Here is a 25,148-nt window from a genome sequence, read left to right as displayed (position 1 = left end):
CCAATGGACCGTGCTACTCAGGTCCTTCGGCTTCCTCACCGGGCTTCGTGAACGGTATCACAAACTATTTGATGAGGTCTTTACTCAGAAAGTGTGCCAGCTGTCACACGTGAGAGTTACACCGCGCGTGTGTGCAGAACATCACGGCGCATTGTCTGGTATAGGGATTTCTGTCCCACCGGATCAGCGCGGTGACTCGGCACGGTCGCGATCCGTGAAGCGCGAACGGGGGCCGATCGCTGTCGCTCCGTTGACGCCGGAGACACCCACGGGCACGCCGGCCGGTTCCGGTACCGGGGAGGCCATGTCCGGCCCGCCGGAGCCCTGTTGGCCGCGCGGGGTGACGTCCGTCGCGGTGGGCTCCGCGGAGTCCGTCCGGCGCCGCCTGTAGCGCGGCGGCACGAAGGACTCCGCCCAGTGCGGCGCGCGGGGGGTGAAGCGCGGCATGAGCAGCAGGACGAGGCCCACGGCGCTGAGCCCCACGATCACCAGCACGATCCAGAGCGACGCGGAGTGCACGGAGTAGCCGACGGCGCCGAACGCGATCAGCGCCGACCAGAAGTACATGATCAGCACGGACCTGCTGTGCGAGTGGCCGATCTCCAGGAGCCGGTGGTGCAGGTGGCCGCGGTCGGCCGCGAACGGCGACTGGCCGTTCCAGGTGCGCCGCACGATGGCCAGCACCAGGTCGGCGGCCGGGATGGCGATGATCGTCAGGGGGAGCAGCAGCGGGATGAAGACCGGCAGCATCGCGTGGGTCGCCTGCCGCTCGCTGCCCTCGAAGAGCTTCATCGCGTCCGGGTCGACCTGGCCGGTGACCGAGATCGCGCCGGCGGCCAGCACCAGGCCGATCAGCATCGATCCGGAGTCGCCCATGAAGATCCGGGCGGGGTGCATGTTGTGCGGCAGGAAGCCCAGGCACATGCCCATGAGGATCGCCGCGAAGAGCGTCGCGGGGGCGGCGGCCTCGATCCCGTACCCGTACCAGAGGCGGTAGGTGTAGAGGAAGAACGCCGCGGACGCGATGCAGACCATGCCCGCCGCGAGGCCGTCCAGGCCGTCGACGAAGTTGACGGCGTTGATGGTGATCACCACGAGCGCGACCGTGAGCAGGGTGCCCTGCCACTGGGTGAGGGCGACGGTTCCGACACCGGGGATGGGCAGCCACAGGATCGTCAGACCCTGGATGACCATGACCGCGGCCGCGATCATCTGTCCGCCGAGCTTGATCAGCGCGTCGATCTCGAACTTGTCGTCCAGGACGCCGATCAGCCAGATCAGCGCGGCCCCGGAGAGCAGCGCTCTGGGCTCGTTGGACAGTTCGAACACGCCGTTCAGGTTGAACAGGTTGTCCGCGACGATCAGTCCCGCGCACAGTCCGCCGAACATGGCGATGCCACCGAGCCGAGGTGTCGGTTCCCGGTGTACGTCACGCGCGCGGATCGCGGGCATCGCCCCGACCGCGATGGCGAACTTCCGCACCGGTCCGGTCAGCAGATAGGTAACTGCGGCCGTGACACAGAGCGTCAGCAGGTAATCACGCACGGGCTGCCCCACAGAATTCGCCGGCCATCTCAGCCCCACACCCTAGTCTCATGAGCGAGGACACCGAGCCACGGGTGATGGTTCCACGGGTCTTCCACAGCTCCCGCCTACCCCGAATACGGCGGATTGCGCTCGGCCAGCGCGCGCACCCCCGCCCTCAGCCGGCCCGCGTCGCCCTCGTCGCGCACGGCCGCGCCGAACAGCGCGGCGATCCGCGCCATGTCCTCCTCGTCCATCCCCTGGGTGGTGACGGCGGCGGTGCCGAGCCGGATGCCCCGCGCGTCCCCATAGGGCAGGGCGCAGGTGTCCAGGACCATGCCCGCGGCCGTGAGCCGCTCGTGTGCGGTCCTGGCGTCGACGCCCAGCGGCGCCGGGTCGGCGACGACGATGTGGGTGTCGGTGCCGCCCGTGGTGATCTCGAAGCCCTCGGCCTCCAGAGCCGCCGCCAGGGCGCGGGCGTGCGCGACGACCCGGTGGGCGTAGACCGTGAAGGCCGGGGCCGCCGCCTCGCCGAACGCGACGGCCTTCGCCGCGACGGTGTGCATCTGGGCACCGCCCTGGGTGAACGGGAACACCGCCCGGTCGATCCGCTCCGCCAGCTCGACGCCGCACAGGATCATGCCGCCGCGCGGCCCGCGCAGCACCTTGTGTGTCGTCGCGCACACCACGTCGGCGTACGGGACGGGGCTGGGCGCCGCTCCCCCGGCGATCAGCCCCATGGGGTGGGCGGCGTCCGCGATCAGATACGCGCCGGTCTCGTCGGCGATGGCCCGGAACTGCTCGTAGTCGGGGTGCCGGGGGTACGAGATCGACCCGCACACGATCGCCTTGGGCCGCCGGGCCCTGGCCAGGGCGCGCACCTGCGCGTAGTCGATGAGGCCGCTGTCGGGGTCCACGCCGTAGCCGGCGAACCGGAACCAGCGGCCGGAGAAGTTCCCCGGGGCCCCGTGGGTGAGGTGGCCGCCGTACGGGAGCCCCATGGCCAGCACCGTGTCCCCGGGGCGCAGCAGCGCGGCGTAGGCGGCCAGGACGGCGGAGGAGCCGGAGTGCGGCTGGACGTTGGCGTGCTTGGCGCCGAAGAGCGACATGGCCCGCCGGACGGCGGCGCGTTCCACGGCGTCGGCCTGTTCGCAGCCGCCGTGGTGACGGGCTCCCGGGTAGCCCTCGGCGTACTTGTTGGCCAGCGGGGAGCCGAGGGCGGCGAGGACGGCGGGCGAGGTGAAGTTCTCCGCGGCGATGAGCTGGAGGGTGCTCGCCTGCCGGCCGGCCTCGGCCAGCAGGATGCCGCTGATCTCCGGGTCCTGGCGGACCAGGGCGCCGAAGTCCTGCGGCAGGGCCGCGCCGGACGGTGAGGACGGTGGCGCGGCCGCGTGTGCGGTGGTGGTGACCGGCATCTGACGGCTCCGGACCTGGAGGAGGGGGTGCGTGGCGTCAGATCCAATGTAGGCCCGCCCCGGGCCGCCTGCCCGCTGCCGGGCGCCCCTCTACGCCGGTCGGCGCACCCCGGTGCGGGACGCGCGGGACGCCGGCGGATCAGTGCGGTGCGCGTACCCCGGTGAGGGCCGTCATGACGGGATCGAGCGCCTGGCTGATCTCGTCGCCGATGGAGCGGAAGAACGTGATGGGGGCGCCGTACGGGTCGTAGACCTCGTCCGCCTCCGCGGTGGGGGCCAGCAGCCACCCGCGCAGGGCCGCGGCGGCGCGCACCAGGGCGCGGGCGCGCTCGACGACGCCCTCCTCGCGGGCGTCGGGCAGCGTCGCGGGGTCTATGGCCCGCACCAGCCGGGTGAACTCCTTGAGCGTGAACGTCCGCAGGCCCGCCGAGTGGCCCATGGAGATCACCTGGGCGCGGTGGTCGCGGGTGGCCGTGAGCACCAGGTCGGCGCGGATCACGTGCTCGTCGAGGAGCTCACGGCCGACGAAGCCGGTGGCGTCCGCGCCGAAGTCGGCGAGGACGACCTCGGCGTTGGCCTCCATGGGCGCGCCCTCGTGCCCCCAGGTGCCCGCGCTCTCCACGATGAGGCCGCCGCTGAGCGGGTCCCCGAGGCGGTCCACGAGGGCGTGGCGGGTCAGCCGCTCGGTGATGGGCGAGCGGCAGACGTTGCCGGTGCTGACGTGGAGGATGCGGAAAGTGTCGTGCTGCCCCGCTATGCCACGCCCCTCAGGGGCGGTCAATTGGCCACCTCGAGGTCGGGTACCACCTTGCGGAGTTCCTCGACCGAGAGGGCGCCCGCCCGCAGCAGCACGGGGACCTTGCCGGTGACGTCGACGATCGAGGACGGGACGTTCCCGGGGGTCGGGCCGCCGTCGAGGTAGACGGAGACGCTGTCGCCGAGCATCTCCTGGGCGGCGTCGCAGGTCTCGGGAGAGGGGTGTCCGGTGAGGTTGGCGCTGGAGACGCCCATCGGGCCGACCTCCGTGAGCAGCTCGATGGCGACCGGGTGCAGGGGCATCCGGACGGCGACGGTGCCGCGGGTGTCGCCGAGGTCCCACTGGAGGGACGGCTGGTGCCTGGCGACGAGCGTGAGGGCGCCGGGCCAGAACGCGTCGACGAGCTCCCAGGCCTGCTCGGAGAAGTCGGTGACCAGGCCGTGCAGGGTGTTCGGGGAGCCGATCAGGACGGGCGTCGGCATGTTGCGGCCGCGGCCCTTGGCGTCGAGGAGGTCGGCCACGCCCTCCGCGCTGAAGGCGTCCGCACCGATCCCGTACACGGTGTCGGTGGGCAGCACGACCAGTTCGCCGCGGCGGACGGCGGACGCGGCTTCACGCAGGCCGGTCGTACGGTCGGTCGCGTCGTTGCAGTCGTATCGCCGTGCCATCAGCCGGCCTCCTCGGACATGTACGGGTATGACGGGTGGGGATCGTGCGGTGCCGGTGTCCCGGTGGTCACGGCATGGCCTTGCGGGCCGTCGCGAACCGGGGCCGGTTGTTCAGGTCGGGGTGGTCGGCCGCGTCGGCCCAGCCACGCTCCTCGGTGAAGATCCACGGCACCTGGCCGCCCTGGGTGTCGGCGTGCTCGATGACGACGAGCCCGCCGGGGCGCAGGAGCCGGTGCGCGGTGCGTTCGATGCCGCGGATGGTGTCGAGTCCGTCCTCGCCGGAGAACAACGCCATCTGCGGGTCGTGGTCACGGGCCTCCGGCGCCACGTACTCCCACTCGGTGAGCGGGATGTAGGGCGGGTTGGAGATGACCAGGTCGACCTGGCCGTCGAGCTCCGGAAGGGCGCTCAGGGCGTCGCCGCGGTGCACGGTGACCCTGGACCCCTCGGCGTTCTTCCTGGTCCACCTCAGGGCGTCCTCGGACAGCTCCACGGCGTGCACACGCGAACGCGGCACCTCCTGCGCCATGGCGAGCGCGATGGCGCCCGATCCGGTGCAGAGGTCGGCGATCAGCGGCTCGACGACGTCCATGGCGCGGACGGCGTCTATCGCCCAGCCGACGACCGACTCGGTCTCCGGGCGCGGTACGAAGACACCGGGGCCGACCTGGAGCTCCAGGTAGCGGAAGAAGGCCCGGCCGGTGATGTGCTGGAGCGGCTCGCGGGCCTCGCGGCGGGCGATCGTCTCCCAGTAGCGGGCGTCGAAGTCGGCGTCCCGCACATGGTGCAGCTCGCCCCGCTTGACGCCGTGCACGAACGCGGCGAGCTCCTCGGCGTCGAAGCGCGGCGAGGGGACACCGGCGTCGGCCAGCCGCTGGGTGGCCTGGGCCACCTCGGCGAGCAGCAGGTTCATCGCGGTTCTCCGTACGGGTTCACGAGCGGGGCGGGTCGGGTCCTGCGCGCCTTACGCGGCGGCGAGCTTGGCGGCGGAGTCGGCGTCGACGCAGGCCTGGATGACCGCGTCGAGGTCACCGTCGAGCACCTGGTCCAAGTTGTACGCCTTGAAGCCGACGCGGTGGTCGGAGATCCGGTTTTCCGGGAAGTTGTACGTCCGGATCTTCTCGGAGCGGTCCACGGTGCGCACCTGGCTGCGGCGTACGTCGGAGGCCTCCTGCTCGGCGGCCTCCTGGGCGGCGGCCAGCAGCCGGGAGCGCAGGATGCGCATGGCCTGCTCCTTGTTCTGGAGCTGGCTCTTCTCGTTCTGGCAGGAGGCGACGACGCCGGTCGGCAGGTGTGTGATGCGGACGGCGGAGTCCGTGGTGTTGACGGACTGGCCGCCGGGGCCCGAGGAGCGGTAGACGTCGATGCGCAGGTCGTTGGCGTGGATCTCGACGTCGACCTCCTCCGCCTCGGGCGTGACGAGCACGCCGGCGGCCGAGGTGTGGATGCGGCCCTGGGACTCGGTGGAGGGCACGCGCTGCACGCGGTGCACGCCGCCCTCGTACTTCATCCGGGCCCAGACGCCCTGGCCGGGCTCGGTGGCGCCGTTGCCGCCCTTGGTCTTCACGGCGACCTGGACGTCCTTGTAGCCGCCGAGCTCGGACTCGGTGGAGTCGATGATCTCGGTCTTCCAGCCGACGCGCTCGGCGTAGCGCAGGTACATGCGCAGCAGATCACCGGCGAACAGGGCGGACTCGTCGCCGCCCGCGCCCGCCTTGATCTCCAGGAGGACGTCCTTGTCGTCGCTGGGGTCGCGCGGGACCAGCAGGAGGCGGAGCTTCTCGGTGGTCTCCTCGCGCTGCCGCTCCAGGACCTTGACCTCCGCGGCGAAGTCCGGGTCGTCCGCGGCGAATTCGCGGGCGGTGCCGATGTCGTCACCGAGCCGCTTCCAGGACCGGTACGTGGAGACGATCGGGGTCAGCTCCGCGTAGCGCTTGTTGAGCTTGCGCGCGTTGGCCTGGTCGGCGTGGACCGACGGGTCGGCGAGCTTCTTCTCGAGATCGGCGTGCTCGCCGATCAGTTCCTCGACCGCCTCGAACATCTTCGGGCTCCTGGTTTCTGCGTCATACGTCTGCGGGCCTGCTGGACGGTGTGCCGCCGGAGCGCCGGGGCGCGTCCGGCCGCACAGCCGGAAAAAGCGCCGGTCCCGGCGCCCGTGGGAGGGCGTCGGGAACCGGCGCAGTGGCTCGCTACTTGCTGGCGGAGCCGGCGGCCTTGCCGAAGCGGGCCTCGAAGCGGGCCACGCGGCCGCCGGTGTCGAGGATCTTCTGCTTGCCCGTGTAGAACGGGTGGCACTCGGAGCAGACGTCGGCGCGGATGGCGCCGCCCTCAAGGGTGCTCCGGGTGGTGAACGACGCACCGCAGGTGCAGCTGACCTGCGTCTCGACGTACTCGGGGTGGATGTCGCGCTTCAAGGTGTCTCCTAGATTCGGGAGGGTTCCGGGTCGTTCGCGCGGATTGCGCGTCCGTGAACCGGGACCGACGTACCAGTCTGCCAGGACCGGCCGTATCTCCCAAAACGAGGACCCGGCCAGGTGTATTCCCGTGCGTACGGCGAACGTTCCGCGACCGTCCGGTGACGGAAGGTGCCCTTATCGCACGACCTTCCCCGCATCGCCCTTGTCCCCGGCCGAACCGGCCGTGGCGGACGCCGGGACGGGCCTGTCCTGCCGGAGAGCCGCCCACACCTGCCGGTCGGCCTTCTCCTGGGGCAGCACGCGGTTCGGGTTCTCGGGGTCGTACCGCACGGGCAGCGTGATCATGTCGACGTTCTTCGAGCCGAGGCCCTTGAGCCCGGCGGCGAAGCCCGTGAGCTTCTTGACGGAGGCCAGCCGGGAGTCGGTGGTGAGGGCCTTGGTCGCGGTGTCCGCCAGCCGGAAGAGGGTCTTCGGGTCGGAGAACACCCCGACGCTCGCCGTCCGGTCCATCAGGGCCTTCACGAACGCCTGCTGGAGCTGGATGCGGCCCAGGTCGCTGCCGTCGCCGACGCTGTGCCGCGTGCGGACGAGGCCGAGCGACTGCTCCCCGTCCAGGGTGTGGGTGCCGGGCGCCAGCCGGAGATGGCTGTCGGGGTCGTCGATGGCCTGCGAGGTGGTGATCTCGACACCGCCGAGTACGTCGATGAGCTTCTTGAAGCCGGTGAAGTCGACCTCGACGTAGTGGTCCATGCGGATGCCGGACATGGCCTCGACGGTCTTCACCGCGCAGGCGGGTCCGCCGACCTGGTAGGCCGAGTTGAACATCGTCCGGTGCGCCGCGGCGACCTGCTCGCCGGTCGTGTCGCTCGTGCAGGCGGGGCGGTCGACGAGGGTGTCCCTCGGGACCGAGACCACGCTGGCGGAGGTGTGCCCCTCGTCGACGTGGACGATCATGGCGGTGTCCGCCCGCGCGGTGCCCTCGTCGGCGCCGTACCGGGAGTTGGCACCGGAGCGGGAGTCCGACCCCAGGACCAGGATGTCCTGCGACCCGTTGTCCACGTCGTCGGGCCGCGCGGTCCCCAGGGCGGCGTCGATGTCGACGCCCTTGAGGTTCCCGTTGAGCGTGAAGTAGGCGTAACCGAGCCCCGATCCCCCGACGACCACGAGGGCGGCGGCGCCCCACAGCGCGATCCGCTTCATCCGGCGGGCCCGCGGGGGCTTCCTCCGGCGGCTGCCGGTCCCGCGTATTCGGCCGGCGCTCCTGCTCTGCTCGCTCATGGGCTCCCTCTTCCGCTTCTCGCTGTCACCCCCTGCCGTGGCGCACGGGCGCGGTCCGGCGGTCACTCGGTGCGACGCCGGAGCATCCAGCAGCCTCGCACAGCGAGCTGAGGCCCCCGCCGGACGGCGGGGGCCTCAGGAAATGCGGGTGAGCGGGCCGGCGACCCGGCGCTCACCTGGTGTTTCAGCCGAACAGGTTGTAGCTGTTCCAGCCGGTGCCGAACGCCACGCGTGTGGCGAAGATCGCACCCGAGGACTTGCCGTTGCCCGGGTACAGCCAGAGCTTCCCGGCCGTGTCCCGGCCCAGCAGGTCGGCGTGGCCGTCGCTGTTCACGTCGCCGGTCGTGGCGAGCATGTCGAGGGCGCCGAGGGAGGCCACCGCCACCCTGGGCTCGAAGGGCACCGTCGCGTCACTGGTGCCCTTGTACAGGTAGGTGGTCCCGTCGGAGCCGCGTGCCAGCACGTCGGGCTTCCCGTCGTTGGTGAAGTCGCCGTGCCCGCGGACCATGCTGTACTGCCCCCAGCCGCTGCCGATCAGGATCGGGGCCTGGAATCCCCCGTCACCCTTGCCGGGGTAGAGGTGCAGGTTGCCCGCGGAGTTGACGGCGAGCATGTCGGGCAGACCGTCGTTGGTGAGGTCGCCGGGCACCAGGATCTGCTTGTGCGCGCCCCACCCCTTGGCGACCAGCTTGCCGGCCCAGGACTGCGTCGAGGTGACCCAGTGGTCCCAGTAGACGTCCCCGTTGCCCACCCGGTAGAGGAGGTCCTGGTTGTCGTCCCGGTCCAGGTCCGCCTGGACGAGCAGGTTGATGCCCCCGGCGTCGCCCCAGTCGTACTTCCGGGTCAGCTTGGTCACCGACGAGTCCCACTCGTACAGCGTGCTGGACGAGGTCAGCCGGGCGAACAGGTCGGCCGTGTGGTCGTTGCTGAGGTTCGTGTCGTGGACACGGGCCTTGACCGGCGCGGAGTACGTGCTCATCTTCGCGTACACCGAGTAGGCGCCCTCGGCCGAGCAGTCCTCGGCACCCCAGGAGACGACCCCGACCAGCATTCCGTCGGCGACCAGCGGGCCTCCGGAGTCGCCGTTGCAGACGGTCGTGGTGTCGGCGTCGCTTCCGGTGGCCGGGGATCCGGCGCAGACCATGTGTCCGACGACGTAGTACGAGCCCCACGCCCTGGTGCAGTCGGCGTTCGCGTTGATGTCGGCCTGAGCGACCTTCAGCGTCTGGGCGAGCCCCTCCTCGGTGGAACTCGTACGGCCCCATCCGTAGACCTTCGCGGCGGTGCCCGGGGCGTAGACCGCGGTGTCGGTGTTCCGCATGATCGGGAGGGTCTTGACGTCCACCGGGGAGGTCAGCGTCAGCACCGCGACGTCGTTGTCGATCGTGACGTCGTCGTAGGCCGGGTGGTGCCACTGGCGGTAGGCACCGCGCAGCTGCCCTCCGTGGAAGTCGTAGACGTGGTAGCCGTCGGCGTCGATCCGGCCGGTGTCCGTGGGCAGTTGGTCGGTGCCCACGATGACCGTGCTGTCGAGGTACCACTTGAGTCCCTTGACGCAGTGCGCCGCGGTGACGACCTTCGTGGGTGCGACGACGGAGCCGCCGCAGAAGTAGCCGACGTCGTCGCTGGGGTCGGCCGTGTCCTTGTCGTCGAAGAAGTGGAGCTGCGCCATCCACGGAGCGGCCGAGATCGTGGTCTCGGACCCGCCGATGATCTTCGCGTCCGGCTTCTTCGTGCCGCCGGCGGCACCGGCGCCGAGCGCCGAGGGTGCCAGTGAGGTCTTGGCCTTCTGGTCGGCCTGCATCGACCGGGACGCGCGGGTGCGCAGTTCGGACTGCGACGGTGCGTCCACCCGGTCGGAGGACTGGGTGAGGTGGGGCTTGCCCCCGGGTTCGGCGGCCTGCGCACCGGTGGCGGCGAGACCGCTTCCCAGCATCCCGGCCACCACCGCCACGGTCGGGATCAGCACGCTCAGAGAACGTCTGTACCGGCCACCTCTGGTGCGTATCTGCACTCGTCAACCCCCTGTGTGTGCGGCGGGCGCACGGCCCTGCCATGAGCGAGATGTGCGTCGCGGCGGGGTACGACGACGTACGGGCAGCGCGGTACTAGGCCCCCCTGGTGACCTGCGCTGCGGCGGATGATCCCCACCGTGACCGGCTCATGTTACTCAGGTGATCACACAACTCACCATAGGCGCACGCATGACAGATGCCCCGTCACTTCCGTGACGGGGCATCTGTCATGCGTGCGCGGGGCGGTGACGTCAGTCGTTGCCGCCGCCGTTGCCCGGCGTCGTCTTCTGGATCTGGAGCAGGAACTCCGCGTTGGACTGCGTCTTCTTCATGCGGTCCAGGAGCAGCTCGATGGCCTGCTGCTGGTCGAGCGCGTGGAGCACCCGGCGCAGCTTCCAGGTGACGGCCAGCTCGTCGGTGCCGAGCAGGATCTCTTCCTTACGCGTGCTGGACGCGTCGACGTCCACCGCCGGGAAGATGCGCTTGTCCGAGAGCTTCCGGTCGAGCTTGAGCTCCATGTTGCCGGTGCCCTTGAACTCCTCGAAGATCACCTCGTCCATGCGCGAGCCGGTCTCGACGAGCGCGGTGGCCAGGATGGTCAGCGAGCCGCCGTCCTCGATGTTGCGCGCGGCACCGAAGAAGCGCTTCGGCGGGTAGAGCGCGGTCGAGTCGACACCACCGGACAGGATGCGGCCGGAGGCCGGTGCCGCCAGGTTGTAGGCGCGGCCCAGACGGGTGATCGAGTCCAGCAGGACCACCACGTCGTGCCCGAGCTCCACCAGGCGCTTCGCGCGCTCGATGGCGAGCTCGGCGACCGTGGTGTGGTCCTCGGCGGGACGGTCGAAGGTCGAGGAGATGACCTCGCCCTTCACCGACCGCTGCATGTCGGTGACCTCTTCCGGACGCTCGTCCACCAGGACGACCATCAGGTGGCACTCGGGGCTGTTGACCGTGATCGCGTTGGCGATGGCCTGGAGGATCATGGTCTTACCGGTCTTCGGCGGGGCCACGATCAGGCCGCGCTGGCCCTTGCCGATCGGGGCGACCAGGTCGATGATCCGGGTGGTCAGGACGTTGGAGTCGGTCTCCAGACGGAGCCGGTCCTGCGGGTACAGCGGGGTCAGCTTCTGGAACTCCGGACGGCCGCGGCCGGTCTCGGGCGCCATGCCGTTGACGGAGTCGAGGCGGACCAGCGCGTTGAACTTCTCGCGGCGCTCGCCGTCCTTGGGCTGGCGCACGGCGCCGGTGACGTGGTCACCCTTGCGCAGGCCGTTCTTGCGGACCTGGGCGAGCGAGACGTACACGTCGTTCGGGCCCGGCAGGTAGCCGGAGGTCCGGATGAACGCGTAGTTGTCGAGGATGTCGAGGATGCCCGCGACGGGGATCAGGACGTCGTCGTCGGCGACCTGCACGTCGGTCGCGAAGTCGTCGCGGCCTCGACGGCCCCGGCGGTCGCGGTAGCGGCCCCGGCGCCCGCGCCGGCCGCCCTCGTCGTCGTAACCGTCGTCCTGCTGGCCGCCACCCTGCTGGCCGCCCTGCTGGCCCTGGCCCTGGCCGCCGCCCTGCTGGCCCTGACGGCGTCCGCCGCCCTGCTGGCCCTGGTCGTCGCCCTTGCCCCGGCGGTCGCGCTGCCGGTCCCGGCGGTCGCCGCGGTCGCCACGGTCCTGGCGGTCTCCCCGCCGGCCGTCCTGGCGGTCGCCCCGGCGGCCCTCGGCGGTGTCCGCGGCGGACTCCGCCTTCGCGTCGGCCTTCGCCTCGCCGCGCTCGTCCGCGCGGTCCTGGCGGCCCTCGCCCTTGGGCTCGGACTTCGGCTCGGCGTCCGTCTTCGGCTCGGCCTTGGACTCCGCCTTGGTGTCGGGGCTGCCCGCCTGCGCGGTCGCCCGGCGACGGCGGCGCTCGCCCGTCGGCTGGTCGTCGCTGGCCGGCTGCCCGGGGATGTCGATCTGCTGCTGCGCGGCGGCCTTGTCGGCGGCCGGCGCGGCGGCGCTCTCGTCACCGGTGCGCGACTTGGACGTGGCGCGGCGCTTCGGCTTGCTCCCGGCGTCCGCGGCGGCGGAAGCGGCGGCCTTGGGGGCGGGCGCGGAGGATCCTCCGGCCTGCGCCTCCTTGATGACCTCGATCAGCTGGCTCTTGCGCATCCGCGCGGTTCCCCTGATGCCGAGGCCGGACGCGACCTGCTGCAGCTCGGCCAGGACCATGCCCTCGAGGCCGGTGCCGGAGCGGCGGCGCCGTGCGGTGGTGCCAGTGGCAGCACCTTCGGCGGGCGCGGAACTGTCGACGCTCTTGTCGGCAGTCACGCCCATCAGATCGGTGGTGTCGCTCACGAAGGGTCCTTCCCTGGAGCGGACGTCGGCCTTCTGGCTCGGCGACCGGTTGTGCTGTCCGACTGCGGTCTGTTGATCGTGTCGATCGCGGACCTTGCCGGGGCGGTGGTCCGCCGGGTACGGCGGAGAGACGAATGTGCGGGGTCCGGCGCGAGATCCCCCTGCTCGGCCCACTCCTGGACGAGCAAGAGGGTGTCGTGCCGGTTCCGGAGCGTGCTCGAAAGCTCAGGCAGGCTGCTCAGGCAGTCGGGGAGGCTCACGGAAGAGTGGTGGTCCCGGAAGGGGACACGAAGCAACGCGCCACGAAGACGTCGATTGCTGACTTGAGGTTAACACTACCGGCTCCAACAAACATTCCCCCTCTCATGCACCGGCAATCACGTGCGATTACGCGGCGAGCGGCAGCACGCTCGCCCCGGCCGCGTCGAGAGCGAGCCGGTTCGCGGCCCATCCCTCACCCGCCAGCCGGGCGACCTTGTCGGCCGAACCCTCCTCCGTCAGCGCGAGCACCGTGGGCCCGGCGCCGGAGATGACCGCGGGCACGCCGTCGGCGCGCAGCCGGTTCACCAGCTCCACGCTGGCGGGCATCGCCGGGCCCCGGTACTCCTGGTGGATCCGGTCCTCGGTGGCCGCGAGGAGGAGCTCGGGGCGCCGGGTCAGGGCCTCGACGAGCAGGGCCGCGCGGCCGGCGTTGGCGGCCGCGTCCACATGGGGGACGGTGCGCGGCAGCAGGCCGCGGGCGGTCTCGGTGAGCACCGGGGTGGCCGGGACGAAGACCACGGGGACGACGGACTCCGCGGGATCCATCCGGATCGCCCTGGCGGCTCCGCCGTCCATCCAGGCGAGGGTGAATCCGCCGAGGAGGCAGGCGGCGACGTTGTCGGGGTGTCCCTCGATCTCGGTCGCCAGCTCCAGCAGCGCGGCGTCGTCGAGGCGGGCCTCGCCGCCCGTCGTGACGGCGCGGGCGGCGACGATCCCGGCGCAGATGGCGGCCGACGAGGACCCGAGGCCCCGGCCGTGCGGGATGCGGTTGGCGCAGACGATCTCCAGGCCGTGCGGCTGGCCGCCGAGCAGGTCGAAGGCCGTGCGCAGGGAGCGTACGAGCAGGTGGTTCTCGTCGCGGGGCAGCGTCTCGGCGCCCTCACCCGCGATGTCGATGTGCAGCCCGGAGTCGGCGACGCGGACGACGACGTCGTCGTAGAGCCCCAGCGACAGGCCGAGGGCGTCGAAGCCCGGGCCCAGATTGGCGCTGGTTGCGGGGACGCGCACCCGTACGGCGGCGGCTCGGAACGCGGGACCGGCCATCGGTTGGACGACTCTTCCTGTACGGCGGCGGGGATGTGGTGCAGGGTACTTCGGCATGCGTGGGGTGCCGTTGCGAGGGGGGTCGGGGGCCCGGCGGTCACGACGGCCGCAGCACCGCGGCACGCGCGGCGGGGCCGTCGGGTACAGCTTATCGAAGGAAGGTTCTGTGGCGACATAGGGCGCACAGGAGGCGCACGATGCGTGTCGCACACCTCCTATGCGCTCTTGGCCCCGGACGGGCGGCCGAGCTGCGGCGGAGCCTGCTAGGCGAGGCCCAGCTTCTCGGCCGCGGCCACCGCGTCGACCGGGACGGTGACCGGCTGCGGGGCGCCCGCGACGGCCCAGTCGGGGTCCTTGAGGCCGTTGCCCGTGACCGTGCAGACGATCTTCTGGCCGCGGTCGACCCTGCCCTCTTCGGCGGCCTTCAGCAGACCGGCCACGGACGCCGCGGAGGCGGGCTCCACGAAGACGCCCTCCTGCGAGGCCAGCAGGCGGTACGCGGACAGGATCTGACGGTCCGTGACCTCGTCGATGAGGCCGCCCGACTCGTCGCGCGCGTCGAGCGCGAACTGCCAGGACGCGGGGTTGCCGATGCGGATCGCGGTGGCGATGGTCGCGGGGTCCTTGACGATCTCGCCGCGCACGATAGGGGCGGACCCGGAGGCCTGGAAGCCCCACATGCGCGGGGTGTGCGTGGAGACCGCGTCCTTGGCGTACTCGGTGTAGCCCCTCCAGTAGGCCGTGATGTTGCCCGCGTTGCCGACCGGCAGGACGTGGATGTCGGGGGCGTCGCCGAGCGCGTCGACGATCTCGAACGCCGCGGTCTTCTGACCCTCGATACGCACCGGGTTGACCGAATTGACCAGCGCCACCGGGTAGTTGTCCGAGAGGCTGCGGGCCAGGGTGAGGCAGTCGTCGAAGTTGCCGTCGACCTGGAGGATCTTCGCACCGTGGACGAGGGCCTGCCCCATCTTGCCGAGCGCGATCTTGCCCCGCGGCACGAGCACGGCGCAGACCATGCCGGCGCGGACGGCGTACGCCGCGGCGGAGGCGGAGGTGTTGCCGGTGGAGGCGCAGATGACGGCCTGCGCGCCCTCCTCCTTCGCCCGGGTGATCGCCATGGTCATGCCGCGGTCCTTGAACGAACCGGTGGGGTTGGCGCCCTCGACCTTGAGGTGCACCTCGCAGCCCGTGCGCTCGGAGAGGACCTGCGCCGGGACGAGCGGCGTACCGCCCTCACGGAGTGTGACGACCGGCGTCGTGCTCGTGACCGGAAGGCGGTCCCGGTACTCCTCGATGATGCCGCGCCACTGGTGGGTGCCCTTGCTGGTCATGGGTCCTTACTCCCCTTCAACACGCATGATGCTGGCGACACCGCGCACGGTGTCGAGCTTGCGCAGCGCCTCGACGGTCCCGGAGAGGGCGGCGTCGGGCGCGCGGTGGGTGACGACGACGAGGGATGCCTCGCCGCCGTTTTCCTGACTGTCCGGCCGGCTCTGCTGTCGGACCGTATCGATGGATACGCCCTGTTCGGCGAAGACCGTCGCGACCTGGGCGAGTACGCCAGGCTTGTCGGCCACGTCGAGACTGATGTGGTAGCGCGTGACGACCTCACCCATGGGGCTGACGGGCAGGCGCGTGTACGCGGACTCACCGGGGCCGGTGGTCGCTCCGATGATGTTGCGGCAGACGGCGACCAGGTCGCCCAGGACCGCGGAGGCGGTCGGGGCGCCGCCGGCGCCGGGACCGTAGAACATCAGCTGTCCGGCGGCGTCCGACTCGACGAAGACCGCGTTGTACGCCTCGCGGACGGAGGCCAGCGGGTGGCTGAGGGGGATCATCGCGGGGTGCACGCGGGCGGTGACGGACCTGCCGTCGGCGGCGCGCTCGCAGATGGCGAGGAGCTTGACGGTGCAGCCCATGCGGCGGGCGGACGCGATGTCGGCCGCGGTGACCTCGGTGATGCCCTCGCGGTGCACCTCGCCGATCCGCACCCGGGTGTGGAAGGCGATCCCGGCGAGGATCGCGGCCTTCGCGGCGGCGTCGAAGCCCTCCACGTCGGCGGTCGGGTCGGCCTCGGCGTACCCGAGGGCGGTGGCCTCGTCGAGCGCCTCGGAGTATCCGGCGCCGCTCGTGTCCATCTTGTCGAGGATGAAGTTGGTCGTGCCGTTGACGATGCCGATCACCCGGTTGACCTTGTCCCCCGCGAGGGACTCGCGGAGCGGCCGTACGAGCGGGATGGCGCCGGCCACGGCCGCCTCGTAGTAGAGGTCCCTGCCGTGCTTCTCGGCGGCGGCGTGCAGCGCGGAGCCGTCCTCGGCGAGCAGCGCCTTGTTGGCCGAGACCACGCCCGCCCCGTGCTCGAAGGCGGTCGTGATGAGCGTGCGGGCGGGCTCGATGCCCCCGATGACCTCGATGACGACGTCGATGTCGCCCCGTTTGACCAGGGCGGTCGCGTCGGTGGTGATCAGCGCGGGGTCGATGCCCTCGCGCACCTTGGAGGGCCGGCGCACGGCGACACCGGCGAGCTCGACCGGCGCACCGATGCGCGCGGCGAGGTCGTCGGCGTGCGTCGTCATGATGCGCGCCACCTCTGAGCCGACCACTCCACAGCCCAGCAGCGCCACCTTCAGCGGACGCGTACGCATCATCCGACCTCGTTTCTCATACTTCTGATGTGTGGACCAGTCTCACTCACCGGACGGGGGATTCTGCCACCCGTCCGGATTTTGAGATGTGAATTTCATCAGCCGACATCGAGACGCAGGAGATCTTCCTCCGTCTCGCGCCGGACGATGACCCGGGCCTGTCCGTCACGCACAGCGACGACGGGCGGGCGCAGGGCGTGGTTGTAGTTGCTCGCCATGGAACGGCAGTAGGCGCCGGTGGCGGGCACCGCGATCAGGTCTCCGGGGGCGAGGTCGGCCGGCAGGAACGCGTCCTTGACCACGATGTCGCCGCTCTCGCAGTGCTTGCCGACCACGCGGACGAGCATCGGCTCGGCGTCGGAGGTGCGCGAGACGAGGGAGACGCTGTACTCGGCGTCGTAGAGCGCGGTACGGATGTTGTCCGACATGCCGCCGTCGACGCTGACGTACGTCCGCAGGCCTTCGAGGGGCTTGATGGTGCCGACCTCGTACAGCGTGAACGCGGTCGGGCCGACGATCGCGCGGCCCGGCTCGACGGAGATGCGCGGGGTGCGCAGCCCGGCGGACTCGCACTCGCGGGTCACGATGTCGCCGAGCGCCTTGGCGATCTCGTGCGGCTCGCGGGGGTCGTCGTCGGAGGTGTACGCGATCCCGAGGCCGCCGCCGAGGTCGATCTCGGGCAGTTCGACGCCGTGCTCGTCGCGGACCTGGGCGAGCAGCTGCACGACGCGGCGCGCCGAGACCTCGAAGCCGGCCATGTCGAAGATCTGCGAACCGATGTGCGAGTGGATGCCGATGAGCTCCAGGCCGTCCAGGGTGAGCGCCCTGCGGACCGCCTCGGCGGCCTGCCCGTCCGCCAGCGCGATGCCGAACTTCTGGTCCTCGTGCGCGGTGGCGATGAACTCGTGGGTGTGCGCCTCGACGCCGACCGTGACACGGATCTGGACGCGCTGGCGGGTGCCGAGCCGCTGGGCGATGTGCGAGACCCGGGCGATCTCCTGGAAGGAGTCCAGCACGATCCGCCCGACGCCCGCCTCGACGGCCCGCTCGATCTCGGCGACGGTCTTGTTGTTGCCGTGGAAGGCGATGCGCTCGGCGGGCATCCCCGCGTCCAGCGCGGTGGCCAGCTCGCCGCCGGAGCAGACGTCCAGGTTCAGCCCCTCCTCGGTGAGCCAGCGCACCACGGCGCGCGAGAGGAAGGCCTTCCCGGCGTAGAACACGTCGGCGTCCGCGCCGAAGGCGTCCGCCCAGGCACGGCAGCGCGCCCGGAAGTCGGACTCGTCCAGGAAGTAGGCCGGCGTACCGAACTCCTCGGCCAGCCGGGCCACTCCGATCCCGCCGACGGTGAGCGCGCCGTCCGCGTCACGGGTGACGGTACGGGACCAGACCTTCGCGTCCAGCTCGTTGAGGTCGGTCGCCGGGGCGGTGTAGTGGCCCTCGGGGAGGACGTCGGCGTGACGGGGCCCGGCGGGGTGTGCGGATCGGCTCATCGTTCTGCTCTGCTCTCTCAGGTCTCTGGATCAGAGGTGCGGGGGCGCGCTGATGCCGAGCACGGACAGGCCGCCTGCCAGCACCTTCCCGGCGGCTTCGGCAAGGGCCAGCCGGGAGCGGTGGGCGGCCGAGGGTTTCTCGTCGCCGGCGGGGAGCGGCGGCGTCGCGCCCTGGAAGTCGAGGAAGGCGTCCGCCGTGGTCTCCAGGTGCCGGGCGAGCCGGTCGGGCGCGTGGTGGCGGGCGGCGGCGGCGAGCACGCCCGGGTGGTCGGCGAGCGCGGCGTGCAGCGCGGGCGCGGGAACGTCGGCGGACGGCTCGTACGCGCCGGTGAGGCCGAGCCGCTCGCCTTCCCGGACGAGTGCCCGGGCGCGGGCGTGGGCGTAACGGACCAGGAAGAGCGGGTTGCCCTCCCCCTGCACGAGCAGGTCGTCGCCGAGCGGCGCGTGGTCGTGGGCGGCGGGCCGCAGGAGTCCCCAGAGCGTGGCGTCGCGCCCGAGGCGCTCCAGCAGCGCGCCCGCCTCGGCGCGGGCGGGGACGGGGCGGATCCCGGCGCTCTCCCCGTCGCCGTGCCGCACACCGGCCGTGACCCGCAGCTCCGCCCAGCGGGGGTCCGGCTCCCCGGAGCAGCCGACGGTCACCTGGCTGCCCTGGGTGCGCAGCAGGCGGGCCACGCACTGCGCGGTGACCGCGGCCCTGACCTCGCGGGGGTGGTGCAGGCGGTGGAGCCGTCCGGCCTCCGTGGTGACGCGCCCGTAGCGCAGGCCCTGCTCCCGGATCTCGCGGACCCGGGCGGCGCGGACCTCGGCGCCTGCGGTGGCCTCCAGCGTGAAGTTCAGGAATCCGGGTCCGGTGACCTCGACGCGTCCGATCCCGGGGGCGCCGGTGACCCGGTCCCGCAGCAGGGCGGCGACCTCCCGGGCCGGGAGGCCGGCGGGGCCTGCCAGCTGGAGGGCGACGGCGCAGGCGTAGTCGCCGCTGCCGCCGGGCCGTGTCCGCTCCACCCGCACGCGCGCGGGCACCGGCGCGCGCAGGGCGTCCTCGTCGACCGCGCGGCGCACAGCGTGCAGCACGGTCCGGGAGAGATCTGCGGGGGTCACGTCACCAGCGTATGGGAGGGAGGGGGTCACTTCGCCAACCGGTTTCGCCATGCGGGCAGCGGTCGGTCCGGCCACGGGGTCAGCCGGCCGCGCTCCCGGCCGCCCCCGCCCCGCGTCTGCCGCGGAACGGGGCGGGATCCGCCCGGCGGGCGAGGCGGCGCACCAGGCGCACCAGCTCGCTGGGCTCGAACGGCTTCGCCAGGAACGCGTCGACCCCGGAGTCCTCCCCGGAACCCACCTCGCGGGGTGCGCAGGCGCTGATGACGGCGACCGGGAGATGCCCGGTGCGCGGGTCGGCGCGCAGTCGGGCCGCGGTCTGTATCCCGTCGAGTCTGGGCATCACCACGTCAAGAGTGATCACGTCCGGGCAGACCTCGTGCACCAGGTCCAGGCACTCGACGCCATCGGCCGCGGTCACGACCTCGAAGCCCTCCAGCTCGAGGTTGACCCTGATCAGCTGCCGGATGACCTTGTTGTCGTCTACAACAAGCACGCGGCCGTACGCCCCTGACACCCTTCGAGGGTAGGTCGGGCGGAGTGGCTGCGTCCGGGTTTTGCCCACTTCCGTCCCCGGGGGGACGGCCCGCGCCCGCCCGGGAACCGCCGGGGGCGGCCCCGGCCTCCGGGGTCGCCCGCCCGCCCCCGCGCCGCGGAATACCCGTTCCCGGACACCCGCCCGGAGCTGGTAGGGTTTCACTCGTCGCCGCCAAGCGCAGCGACACCGCCCCCGTAGCTCAGGGGATAGAGCATCGGCCTCCGGAGCCGGGTGCGCAGGTTCGAATCCTGCCGGGGGCACTTCCGGATGAAGGTCCTGACCAGCAGAAATGCGGGTCAGGACCTTTTTTGCGTACCCGGGCGGGCCGGTCCCGCCGACCGGCGGACGTGCGGTGCGCTCCCCCGGAAAGCCTTCCCGCCCCGAGACCGCCCGGCCGCCGTCGGCGCGGCAGGGCTCCCGGTCGGCGGGGCGCGGCCGGTGGACGTCCGTGGGGCCGCCCGGTGGGCGAGGTGCGGATCCGGGAGCGTTCCGACGGCCGGCGCAGTACGGTGAATCCGGGCCATGACGCCACAACACCGTTGTGGCGATGGCGCGTTGACAACGATCGGGAGCCGGGGGACTCATGACGTTCGACGACGAGTGGGCGGAGCTCAAGGGGGACGCGCGGGAGCGGCGCGCCGCCCGGATGACGCTCGACACGGCCGGCGGCCCGTCGGGGACCGACGGTGACCTCGTGGTCCACCAGGACGACCTCGGCGCGGTCGGCAACGAGGCGTTCCGGGTCCACGGTGAGCTGAAGAAGTGCGCCGACATCGCCGGCGCCGGTGCCGACAAGGAGGGCGCGGGGACGACCGCCCGGGCCGCGGCCGAGCTGCGGCGCCGGAACCTCGGCGCGGGGGGTGAGTTGTACACCACCCTCGAGGTGTGGAGTTCGCAGGTGAGGACGGTCCTTCAGATGTGTGCGCACATCTCCGACCACCTGGACTACTCGAAGAAGGCGCACGCCAACGATGAGGTGCGGATCGAGGCCGATCTCACGGGGCGGGACGGCTCGGCCGTGCCCGTGTCGGAGCTGGAGAAGTACGTGAAGTGAGCGGGGGCAGGGACATGGGAGCGGTTCTCCTACACGGATCTCATCGAGGTGGACCTGGGCAGGCTGGGTGCGGCCGCCGGTGACTGGACGGCGGCGGTGACCGGCCTGGAGAAGCTGCGGACCGAGGTCTACAGCGGTCTCCTCCAGCTCTCGGACGGGGCCGACTGGGCCGGTCTGAACGCCGCTGTCACCAAGGACTTCGTCCGCACGACGGCCAAGGAGGTCGCGGACCTCCACCTGGAGGCCCGGAGCATCGCGGCCGTCCTCGTGGACGCGCACGGTGAACTGACGCACGTGCAGAAGCGGGCACGGGAACTGTCCGCGGAGGCCCGCAGGGGCGACCCCGGCCGGCAGGCGGGCCCCGATCCCGGGCTGCTGGTGACGGACGGCCCCGACGGCACCGTGAAGGTCACCGAGGCCTTCTGCGACGTGGACGGGACGTCCCAGCGGACCAAGGACCTGATGCAGTGGTACGCCGACACCCTCACGGGGCTCGTGGCGCACGCGTCGGAGATCGACGCGTCCGTCACCCGGGCGTTGAGGAGGAGCCACGGCGGCGACCCGCACGACGCGGGCCACGCGACGTACACCTCGCTGGACGAGGACCAGCTGCCGCGCGCCATGAAACTGGCCTCGCTCGGCGAGGACGCGGACACCGCGCAGCGGGCCGAACTGCGGCGGCTGTGGACGTCGCTGAGCCCCCGGGCCCGTGCGGAGCTGTGGGCCGGGCACAAGGACGACCTCCTCGCGGCGGGCCTGCTCGCCCCGTCCGTCAAGCAGGCCGCTCCCGACCGGGGTTCCGGACGCCACGGTGCGGAGGAGCCCGGGGCCGAGGAGCGCAGGACCCGGGAGAAGATGAATCTGATCGCGGAGGCCGCCGACTGGACGGGCGACAGCGACGCCGCCCGGCACATGGCGCACTACCTGGGGAACAGCGGCACGGACATGGACCTGCCCGTCGACACGACGATGTCGGACGTGCCCGGTTTCCGTGACCACATCGAGAACGGCATCAGGGAGAAGCAGGACACCTGGCGTGAGGAGGCCCTCGCGGAGTTCGGGCGGAACGGCGGACAGCCGGTCTCGATGCAGGTGGAGACGGGCAACCGGGACTTCAGTTTCACCAAGGACGTCAGTGAGAACTGGTTCTACGCCGTCGGTTCGACCCGGTCGAACGTGACGGGGGTGGTCACCGTCGTACCGGATGCGAGCGGCCGTCCCCAGGTCGGTCTCGACTACCAGGCCAACGCGTGGGACCGCTACAACTGGGACGAGGACAAGGGGGTGACCATCGACCTGCCCTGGGGCAGCGACATGAGCATTCCGGACGGCCAGATGGCCCGCCTCCACACCACGGGCATCGCCCAGGAGTTCGACATGGCGGGCAGCAGTTCCGTCAAGCACTACGATCTGGGCGGATCCGCCCCGAACCAGGATTCCCTGCCCGCGCCGGACGGGCCGGGGCGCGAGGGGGGCCGTACGGACCCGGGCCGTGAGCAGCAGGAAGCGCGATAGAGGACCGATGAAGAGCCTGAACGAGACCGCTCCCGGTGAGCCGCCCGTACGCCGCCGTCGTGTACCCGTCGCCGTGGTCGTCCTGTCGGTGTTCCTCGCCTGCGTCGCCGCCACCGTGGGCGTGGTCTCCTGCGTCGCGGAGAAGGTGTCGTCGGACTCGTCGGACAAGGAGATGACCTGCTGCTGGGAGGAAGGGGCCACGCCCGCCTGGATGGGCACCCAGATGGGCATCCGCATCCCGGACACGGCATCGGACCGCCGGGCGGGTTACAAGACCGGGGAGCGCTACGACACCGGTCTGCTGTCCTTCGTGCTCCCGGCCGAGGAGGCGAGGACGTACACCGGCCGGCTCGTTCCGGACGGCACCGAGATGATCGCCAACTCCCGTCCCGAGGCGAAGGGCTACCGGCCCGCGGCGGCCTTCGGCCACCTCGGACTGCCGGAACCGGAGACGTTCGTCCGGGGCCTGCGGAAGATCAGCCTGTGCCCGGACGGCCTCACGACCCCGGAGGGCACCCACCTCCAGCGCTGCGTCGACCTGTTCGCCCACGAGTTCTCCCCCGGCACCACGCGGATCTACGTCCGGTCGACCATCGAGCCGTCCGTGACGCCCCCTCCCGCGGGCGAGGCCCCCTGACCCCGGTGCGGGCCTCGGGGGGCGGGCACGGTGCCCGGCACCGCCGGGTGGCACACCCTTCCCGCACCGCCCGGACATGGCGGAGCCCGGGAGTCGTATCCAGCTCCCGGGCCCCTGGGGTTGCCACCCAATTGCGCTTGCCAGCGCCGTTTAAGAGTGCGGATCAGTCGTCAGACCGTCGCGTTCTTCCTTTGAACTACCGCGCCGTGCAGAGGCGCAGGCCGGATTCGAACCAGCATTCAACGGTGTTCGTCCGTACTCGGTCGATCTGGCAATCGGCGGCGATACTGAAGCTGGAGCGAGAGTCTGAGTGTGATCACGGCTGCCTCTGCCATGTTGGGCCACCCCGGCAGGTGGTGCCGGGGGAAGGACTCGAACCTTCACCTTCACCGCGTCTTCAGGCTGAACGTCAGTTTCAGCTTGCGCTCGTCACACGGGGCGGACCTCATGTCCGCCTCGTGCAGGGTGCGCAGCCCCCACGACTGGGCGCGGGGGCGTTCTCGGGGGTGCCGCCTCACGTCCGGCGTCAGCCGAACAGGTAGCCGAACACCGCGTCCCCGACCCGCTGGTCGGTGACCTCGGCGCCGTTGGCCTCCTCACGGGCGAACTTCACCGCGTGCTGGAGCTTCTCGACCCGCTCCAGCAGCTCGTTCACCCGCCGCGCGGGGAGGGCTCCGGAGAACTTCACGGTCGTCCAGTACCCGATGGGCACGTCCTCGTAGTAGACGTCGACCTGCGCCGGGTGCTTGTCGGTCGCCTCGGCCTTGACGTGGTTGCGGGGGACCTTCTTCGTCCGGATCGTGCGGACCGGGTCCGTCTTCCACCAGTCCGTCGACGGGTCGAGCGACCAGGACTCGGAGGCGTCCAGGACGGGAAGCTTCTTCACGAAGGTGTGCAGGTCGGTGAGCTGCTTCTCCAGGAACAGCAGGTAGCTGACCGGGACCTCGGCGACGATCGTACGGCCGTCCACGGTGACGTCCGCGCGGGCCGAGCAGTTCGCCCAGTCCTTCGTCGCGGTCACGTCGAACAGCCGGGTCAGCGACGCGGACATCTCACGCAGGGCCTCCTCGGCCTTGACCTGCACCCGCGCGGACTCGGGCGGGAGCTGCTCGCCCTCCTCGTCCTTCGGCTGGTACGTACGCGAGATGCCGGCCAGCAGCGCCGGCTTCTGCACCTTGTGGTGGGCCGCGGTGATGTCCTGGAGCGACTTGCCCTTGACACCCTTCTCCACGGCGATGATCTGGTTGAGCTTCGTCACTTCGCCCCCTTCGAGTGACAGAAACGTACCTCACGCCATCTCGTTCACCCGTACGGTTTTCCGCCCCTCCGGCTGCCCGCCCGCACGGCCCTGACGGTCAGTCCACACTGCGGGCCGGGCGGAGGCCGAGGTCGTCGATCGCGAAGGTGGGATGGCTGCGGCGGCGGACCGTGGCCCCGCAGCCGCGCTCCGGCTCGGCCCACCCGCCGCCGCGGAAGATGCGGTACGAGCCGTAGACCTCCTCGTCGTAGAGGTCCCAGCACCACTCCCAGACGTTGCCCAGCATGTCGTGCAGGCCCCAGGCGTTCGGCGTCCGGCCGCCGACGTCGTGGACCCTCCCGCCGGAGTTCGCCTCGTACCAGGCGATCTCGTCGATCACGCCGTACCGGTACCCCCCGGTCCCCGCCCTGCACGCGTACTGCCACTCGGCCTCGGTCGGCAGCCGGTAGCCGCGCGAGGCGCGGTTCCAGGTCACCTCACCATCCGGTGCGTCACGGATGTAGGCCGGGTCCAGTCCGGCTCGCGCCGAGAGCAGGTTGCAGACCTCGACGGCGTCGAGCCAGCTGATGTCCGTCACGGGCGAGGCACCGCTCGGGGAGGGCGCGAGGTCCGTCCCGGTGACCGTTGCGTGCTGCCCGGCCGTGAGGGGGTGGCGGCTGAGCAGGAAGGGCTCGACCTCCTCCCGCCGGCGGGTGCCGCGGCGGTCGTCCCGGAGCTCCACGGTGCCGGCGGGTATCCGGAGCATGGAGGCGGCCAGCGGGTCGTCGGTGAGCGGGGGCATGCGGTGGACCTCTCTGTGCCGGGGGGAGGCCCACAGGCCTCCGGGGCACACCTTACGGAGGCATGGGTCAGCCGATGACGGTCCAGGTGTCCTTGCCGGTGAGGAGGATGTCGAGATCGCCCTTGCCGTGCTGCTCGGTCGCGGTGTCGAGCTGGTCGGTCATGAGGGTGTCGTAGACGGGGCGTTCGACGCTGCGCAGGACTCCGATGGGGGTGTGGTGGAGGGTGTCGGGGTCGGCGAGGCGGGTGAGGGCGAAGGCGGTGGTGGGGCTGGGGTTGTGGGCGTCGTGGACGAGGATCTGGGACTGGTTGTCCTCGGTGACCGCGACGACGGCGAGGTCTCCGGTGAGGGGGTCGCGGACGACGCCTTTGGAGCCTTCGGTGCCGAAGCGGATCGGTTTGCCGTGTTCGAGGCGGATCACCGCTTCTT

At 71.5% G+C, this 25,148-nt stretch carries 21 protein-coding genes, 1 tRNA gene and 1 pseudogene; 4 read left to right on the top strand and 19 right to left on the bottom strand.

All coding sequences use genetic code 11. From position 1 onward, the window contains the following. Positions 1–183: 183 nt before the first annotated feature. From ACFVS9_RS03720 to ACFVS9_RS03645, 16 genes are all read right to left on the bottom strand, one after another. Positions 184–1,545, bottom strand: a complete 1,362-nt coding sequence (locus ACFVS9_RS03720) for an MraY family glycosyltransferase (RefSeq protein ID WP_383115071.1) — start codon at positions 1,543–1,545, stop codon at positions 184–186. A gap of 107 nt (positions 1,546–1,652) precedes the next feature. Next, complete coding sequence (gene glyA, locus ACFVS9_RS03715) at positions 1,653–2,939, bottom strand: serine hydroxymethyltransferase (protein WP_389929827.1); 1,287 nt, start codon at positions 2,937–2,939, stop codon at positions 1,653–1,655. Between the two features lie 139 nt (positions 2,940–3,078). Further along, positions 3,079–3,720: a protein-tyrosine-phosphatase gene (locus tag ACFVS9_RS03710; RefSeq protein WP_073745241.1), complete on the bottom strand. Its 642-nt coding sequence runs from the start codon at positions 3,718–3,720 to the stop codon at positions 3,079–3,081. Continuing rightward, complete coding sequence (locus ACFVS9_RS03705; protein ID WP_383115073.1) at positions 3,717–4,364, bottom strand: L-threonylcarbamoyladenylate synthase; 648 nt, start codon at positions 4,362–4,364, stop codon at positions 3,717–3,719. The genes ACFVS9_RS03710 and ACFVS9_RS03705 overlap by 4 nt, the downstream gene beginning before the upstream one ends. A gap of 67 nt (positions 4,365–4,431) precedes the next feature. Beyond that, the gene (gene prmC / locus ACFVS9_RS03700) at positions 4,432–5,277 is read right to left on the bottom strand and encodes a peptide chain release factor N(5)-glutamine methyltransferase (RefSeq protein WP_383115074.1); all 846 of its coding nucleotides are present in this window, start codon (positions 5,275–5,277) and stop codon (positions 4,432–4,434) included. A gap of 51 nt (positions 5,278–5,328) precedes the next feature. Beyond that, positions 5,329–6,405, bottom strand: a complete 1,077-nt coding sequence (gene prfA / locus ACFVS9_RS03695) for a peptide chain release factor 1 (RefSeq protein ID WP_383115075.1) — start codon at positions 6,403–6,405, stop codon at positions 5,329–5,331. Between the two features lie 148 nt (positions 6,406–6,553). Beyond that, on the bottom strand, positions 6,554–6,778 hold the full coding sequence (rpmE, locus tag ACFVS9_RS03690; RefSeq protein WP_099174467.1) for a 50S ribosomal protein L31: 225 nt from the start codon (positions 6,776–6,778) through the stop codon (positions 6,554–6,556). A gap of 177 nt (positions 6,779–6,955) precedes the next feature. Further along, positions 6,956–8,059, bottom strand: a complete 1,104-nt coding sequence (locus tag ACFVS9_RS03685) for an LCP family protein (RefSeq protein WP_389929824.1) — start codon at positions 8,057–8,059, stop codon at positions 6,956–6,958. A 184-nt stretch (positions 8,060–8,243) separates the two neighbouring features. Next, entirely contained in the window at positions 8,244–10,073 is a 1,830-nt protein-coding gene (locus ACFVS9_RS03680; RefSeq protein WP_389929822.1) for a trypsin-like serine protease, read from the bottom strand. A 252-nt stretch (positions 10,074–10,325) separates the two neighbouring features. Then, a complete protein-coding gene (gene rho, locus ACFVS9_RS03675) occupies positions 10,326–12,398 on the bottom strand; it encodes a transcription termination factor Rho (protein ID WP_383118506.1) in 2,073 nt (690 codons plus the stop codon). A 387-nt stretch (positions 12,399–12,785) separates the two neighbouring features. After that, on the bottom strand, positions 12,786–13,703 hold the full coding sequence (gene thrB / locus ACFVS9_RS03670; RefSeq protein ID WP_383118507.1) for a homoserine kinase: 918 nt from the start codon (positions 13,701–13,703) through the stop codon (positions 12,786–12,788). A gap of 263 nt (positions 13,704–13,966) precedes the next feature. Beyond that, the gene (gene thrC / locus ACFVS9_RS03665; RefSeq protein ID WP_383118508.1) at positions 13,967–15,037 is read right to left on the bottom strand and encodes a threonine synthase; all 1,071 of its coding nucleotides are present in this window, start codon (positions 15,035–15,037) and stop codon (positions 13,967–13,969) included. Between the two features lie 6 nt (positions 15,038–15,043). Next, positions 15,044–16,354: a homoserine dehydrogenase gene (locus ACFVS9_RS03660; RefSeq protein WP_389929819.1), complete on the bottom strand. Its 1,311-nt coding sequence runs from the start codon at positions 16,352–16,354 to the stop codon at positions 15,044–15,046. 95 nt (positions 16,355–16,449) lie between these two features. Next, complete coding sequence (gene lysA, locus ACFVS9_RS03655; RefSeq protein WP_383118510.1) at positions 16,450–17,841, bottom strand: diaminopimelate decarboxylase; 1,392 nt, start codon at positions 17,839–17,841, stop codon at positions 16,450–16,452. 30 nt (positions 17,842–17,871) lie between these two features. After that, the gene (gene nrtL / locus ACFVS9_RS03650) at positions 17,872–18,939 is read right to left on the bottom strand and encodes an ArgS-related anticodon-binding protein NrtL (protein WP_389929817.1); all 1,068 of its coding nucleotides are present in this window, start codon (positions 18,937–18,939) and stop codon (positions 17,872–17,874) included. A gap of 79 nt (positions 18,940–19,018) precedes the next feature. Continuing rightward, a complete protein-coding gene (locus ACFVS9_RS03645) occupies positions 19,019–19,501 on the bottom strand; it encodes a PleD family two-component system response regulator (protein WP_383118512.1) in 483 nt (160 codons plus the stop codon). Positions 19,502–19,662: 161 nt separating this feature from the next. On the opposite strand from ACFVS9_RS03645, the gene ACFVS9_RS03640 reads away from it, so the two are divergent. The 4 genes from ACFVS9_RS03640 to ACFVS9_RS03625 all read left to right on the top strand — a co-directional run bounded on the left by ACFVS9_RS03640 (position 19,663) and on the right by ACFVS9_RS03625 (position 22,680). Continuing rightward, positions 19,663–19,734 (top strand) — tRNA-Arg (locus ACFVS9_RS03640). Between the two features lie 323 nt (positions 19,735–20,057). After that, positions 20,058–20,528 carry a hypothetical protein gene (locus ACFVS9_RS03635; RefSeq protein WP_389929815.1) on the top strand — a complete coding sequence of 157 codons (471 nt, stop codon included), beginning with the start codon at positions 20,058–20,060 and terminating at the stop codon, positions 20,526–20,528. Positions 20,529–20,576: 48 nt separating this feature from the next. After that, entirely contained in the window at positions 20,577–22,043 is a 1,467-nt protein-coding gene (locus ACFVS9_RS03630) for a hypothetical protein (protein ID WP_389929813.1), read from the top strand. A gap of 7 nt (positions 22,044–22,050) precedes the next feature. Then, the gene (locus ACFVS9_RS03625) at positions 22,051–22,680 is read left to right on the top strand and encodes a hypothetical protein (protein ID WP_389929811.1); all 630 of its coding nucleotides are present in this window, start codon (positions 22,051–22,053) and stop codon (positions 22,678–22,680) included. 526 nt (positions 22,681–23,206) lie between these two features. Here ACFVS9_RS03625 and ACFVS9_RS03620 read toward each other — a convergent pair. From ACFVS9_RS03620 to ACFVS9_RS03610, 3 genes and pseudogenes are all read right to left on the bottom strand, one after another. Continuing rightward, the gene (locus ACFVS9_RS03620; RefSeq protein ID WP_383118516.1) at positions 23,207–23,938 is read right to left on the bottom strand and encodes a hypothetical protein; all 732 of its coding nucleotides are present in this window, start codon (positions 23,936–23,938) and stop codon (positions 23,207–23,209) included. Positions 23,939–24,035: 97 nt separating this feature from the next. After that, entirely contained in the window at positions 24,036–24,719 is a 684-nt protein-coding gene (locus tag ACFVS9_RS03615) for a formylglycine-generating enzyme family protein (protein ID WP_389929809.1), read from the bottom strand. 67 nt (positions 24,720–24,786) lie between these two features. After that, positions 24,787–25,148 (bottom strand): annotated as a pseudogene (locus ACFVS9_RS03610) (2-oxoacid:ferredoxin oxidoreductase subunit beta); the annotation flags it as partial.

The sequence above is a fragment of the Streptomyces sp. NPDC058008 genome (assembly GCF_042886395.1).
Classification (GTDB): Bacteria; Actinomycetota; Actinomycetes; order Streptomycetales; family Streptomycetaceae; genus Streptomyces.
This window is presented reverse-complemented; position numbering and strand designations above follow the sequence as displayed.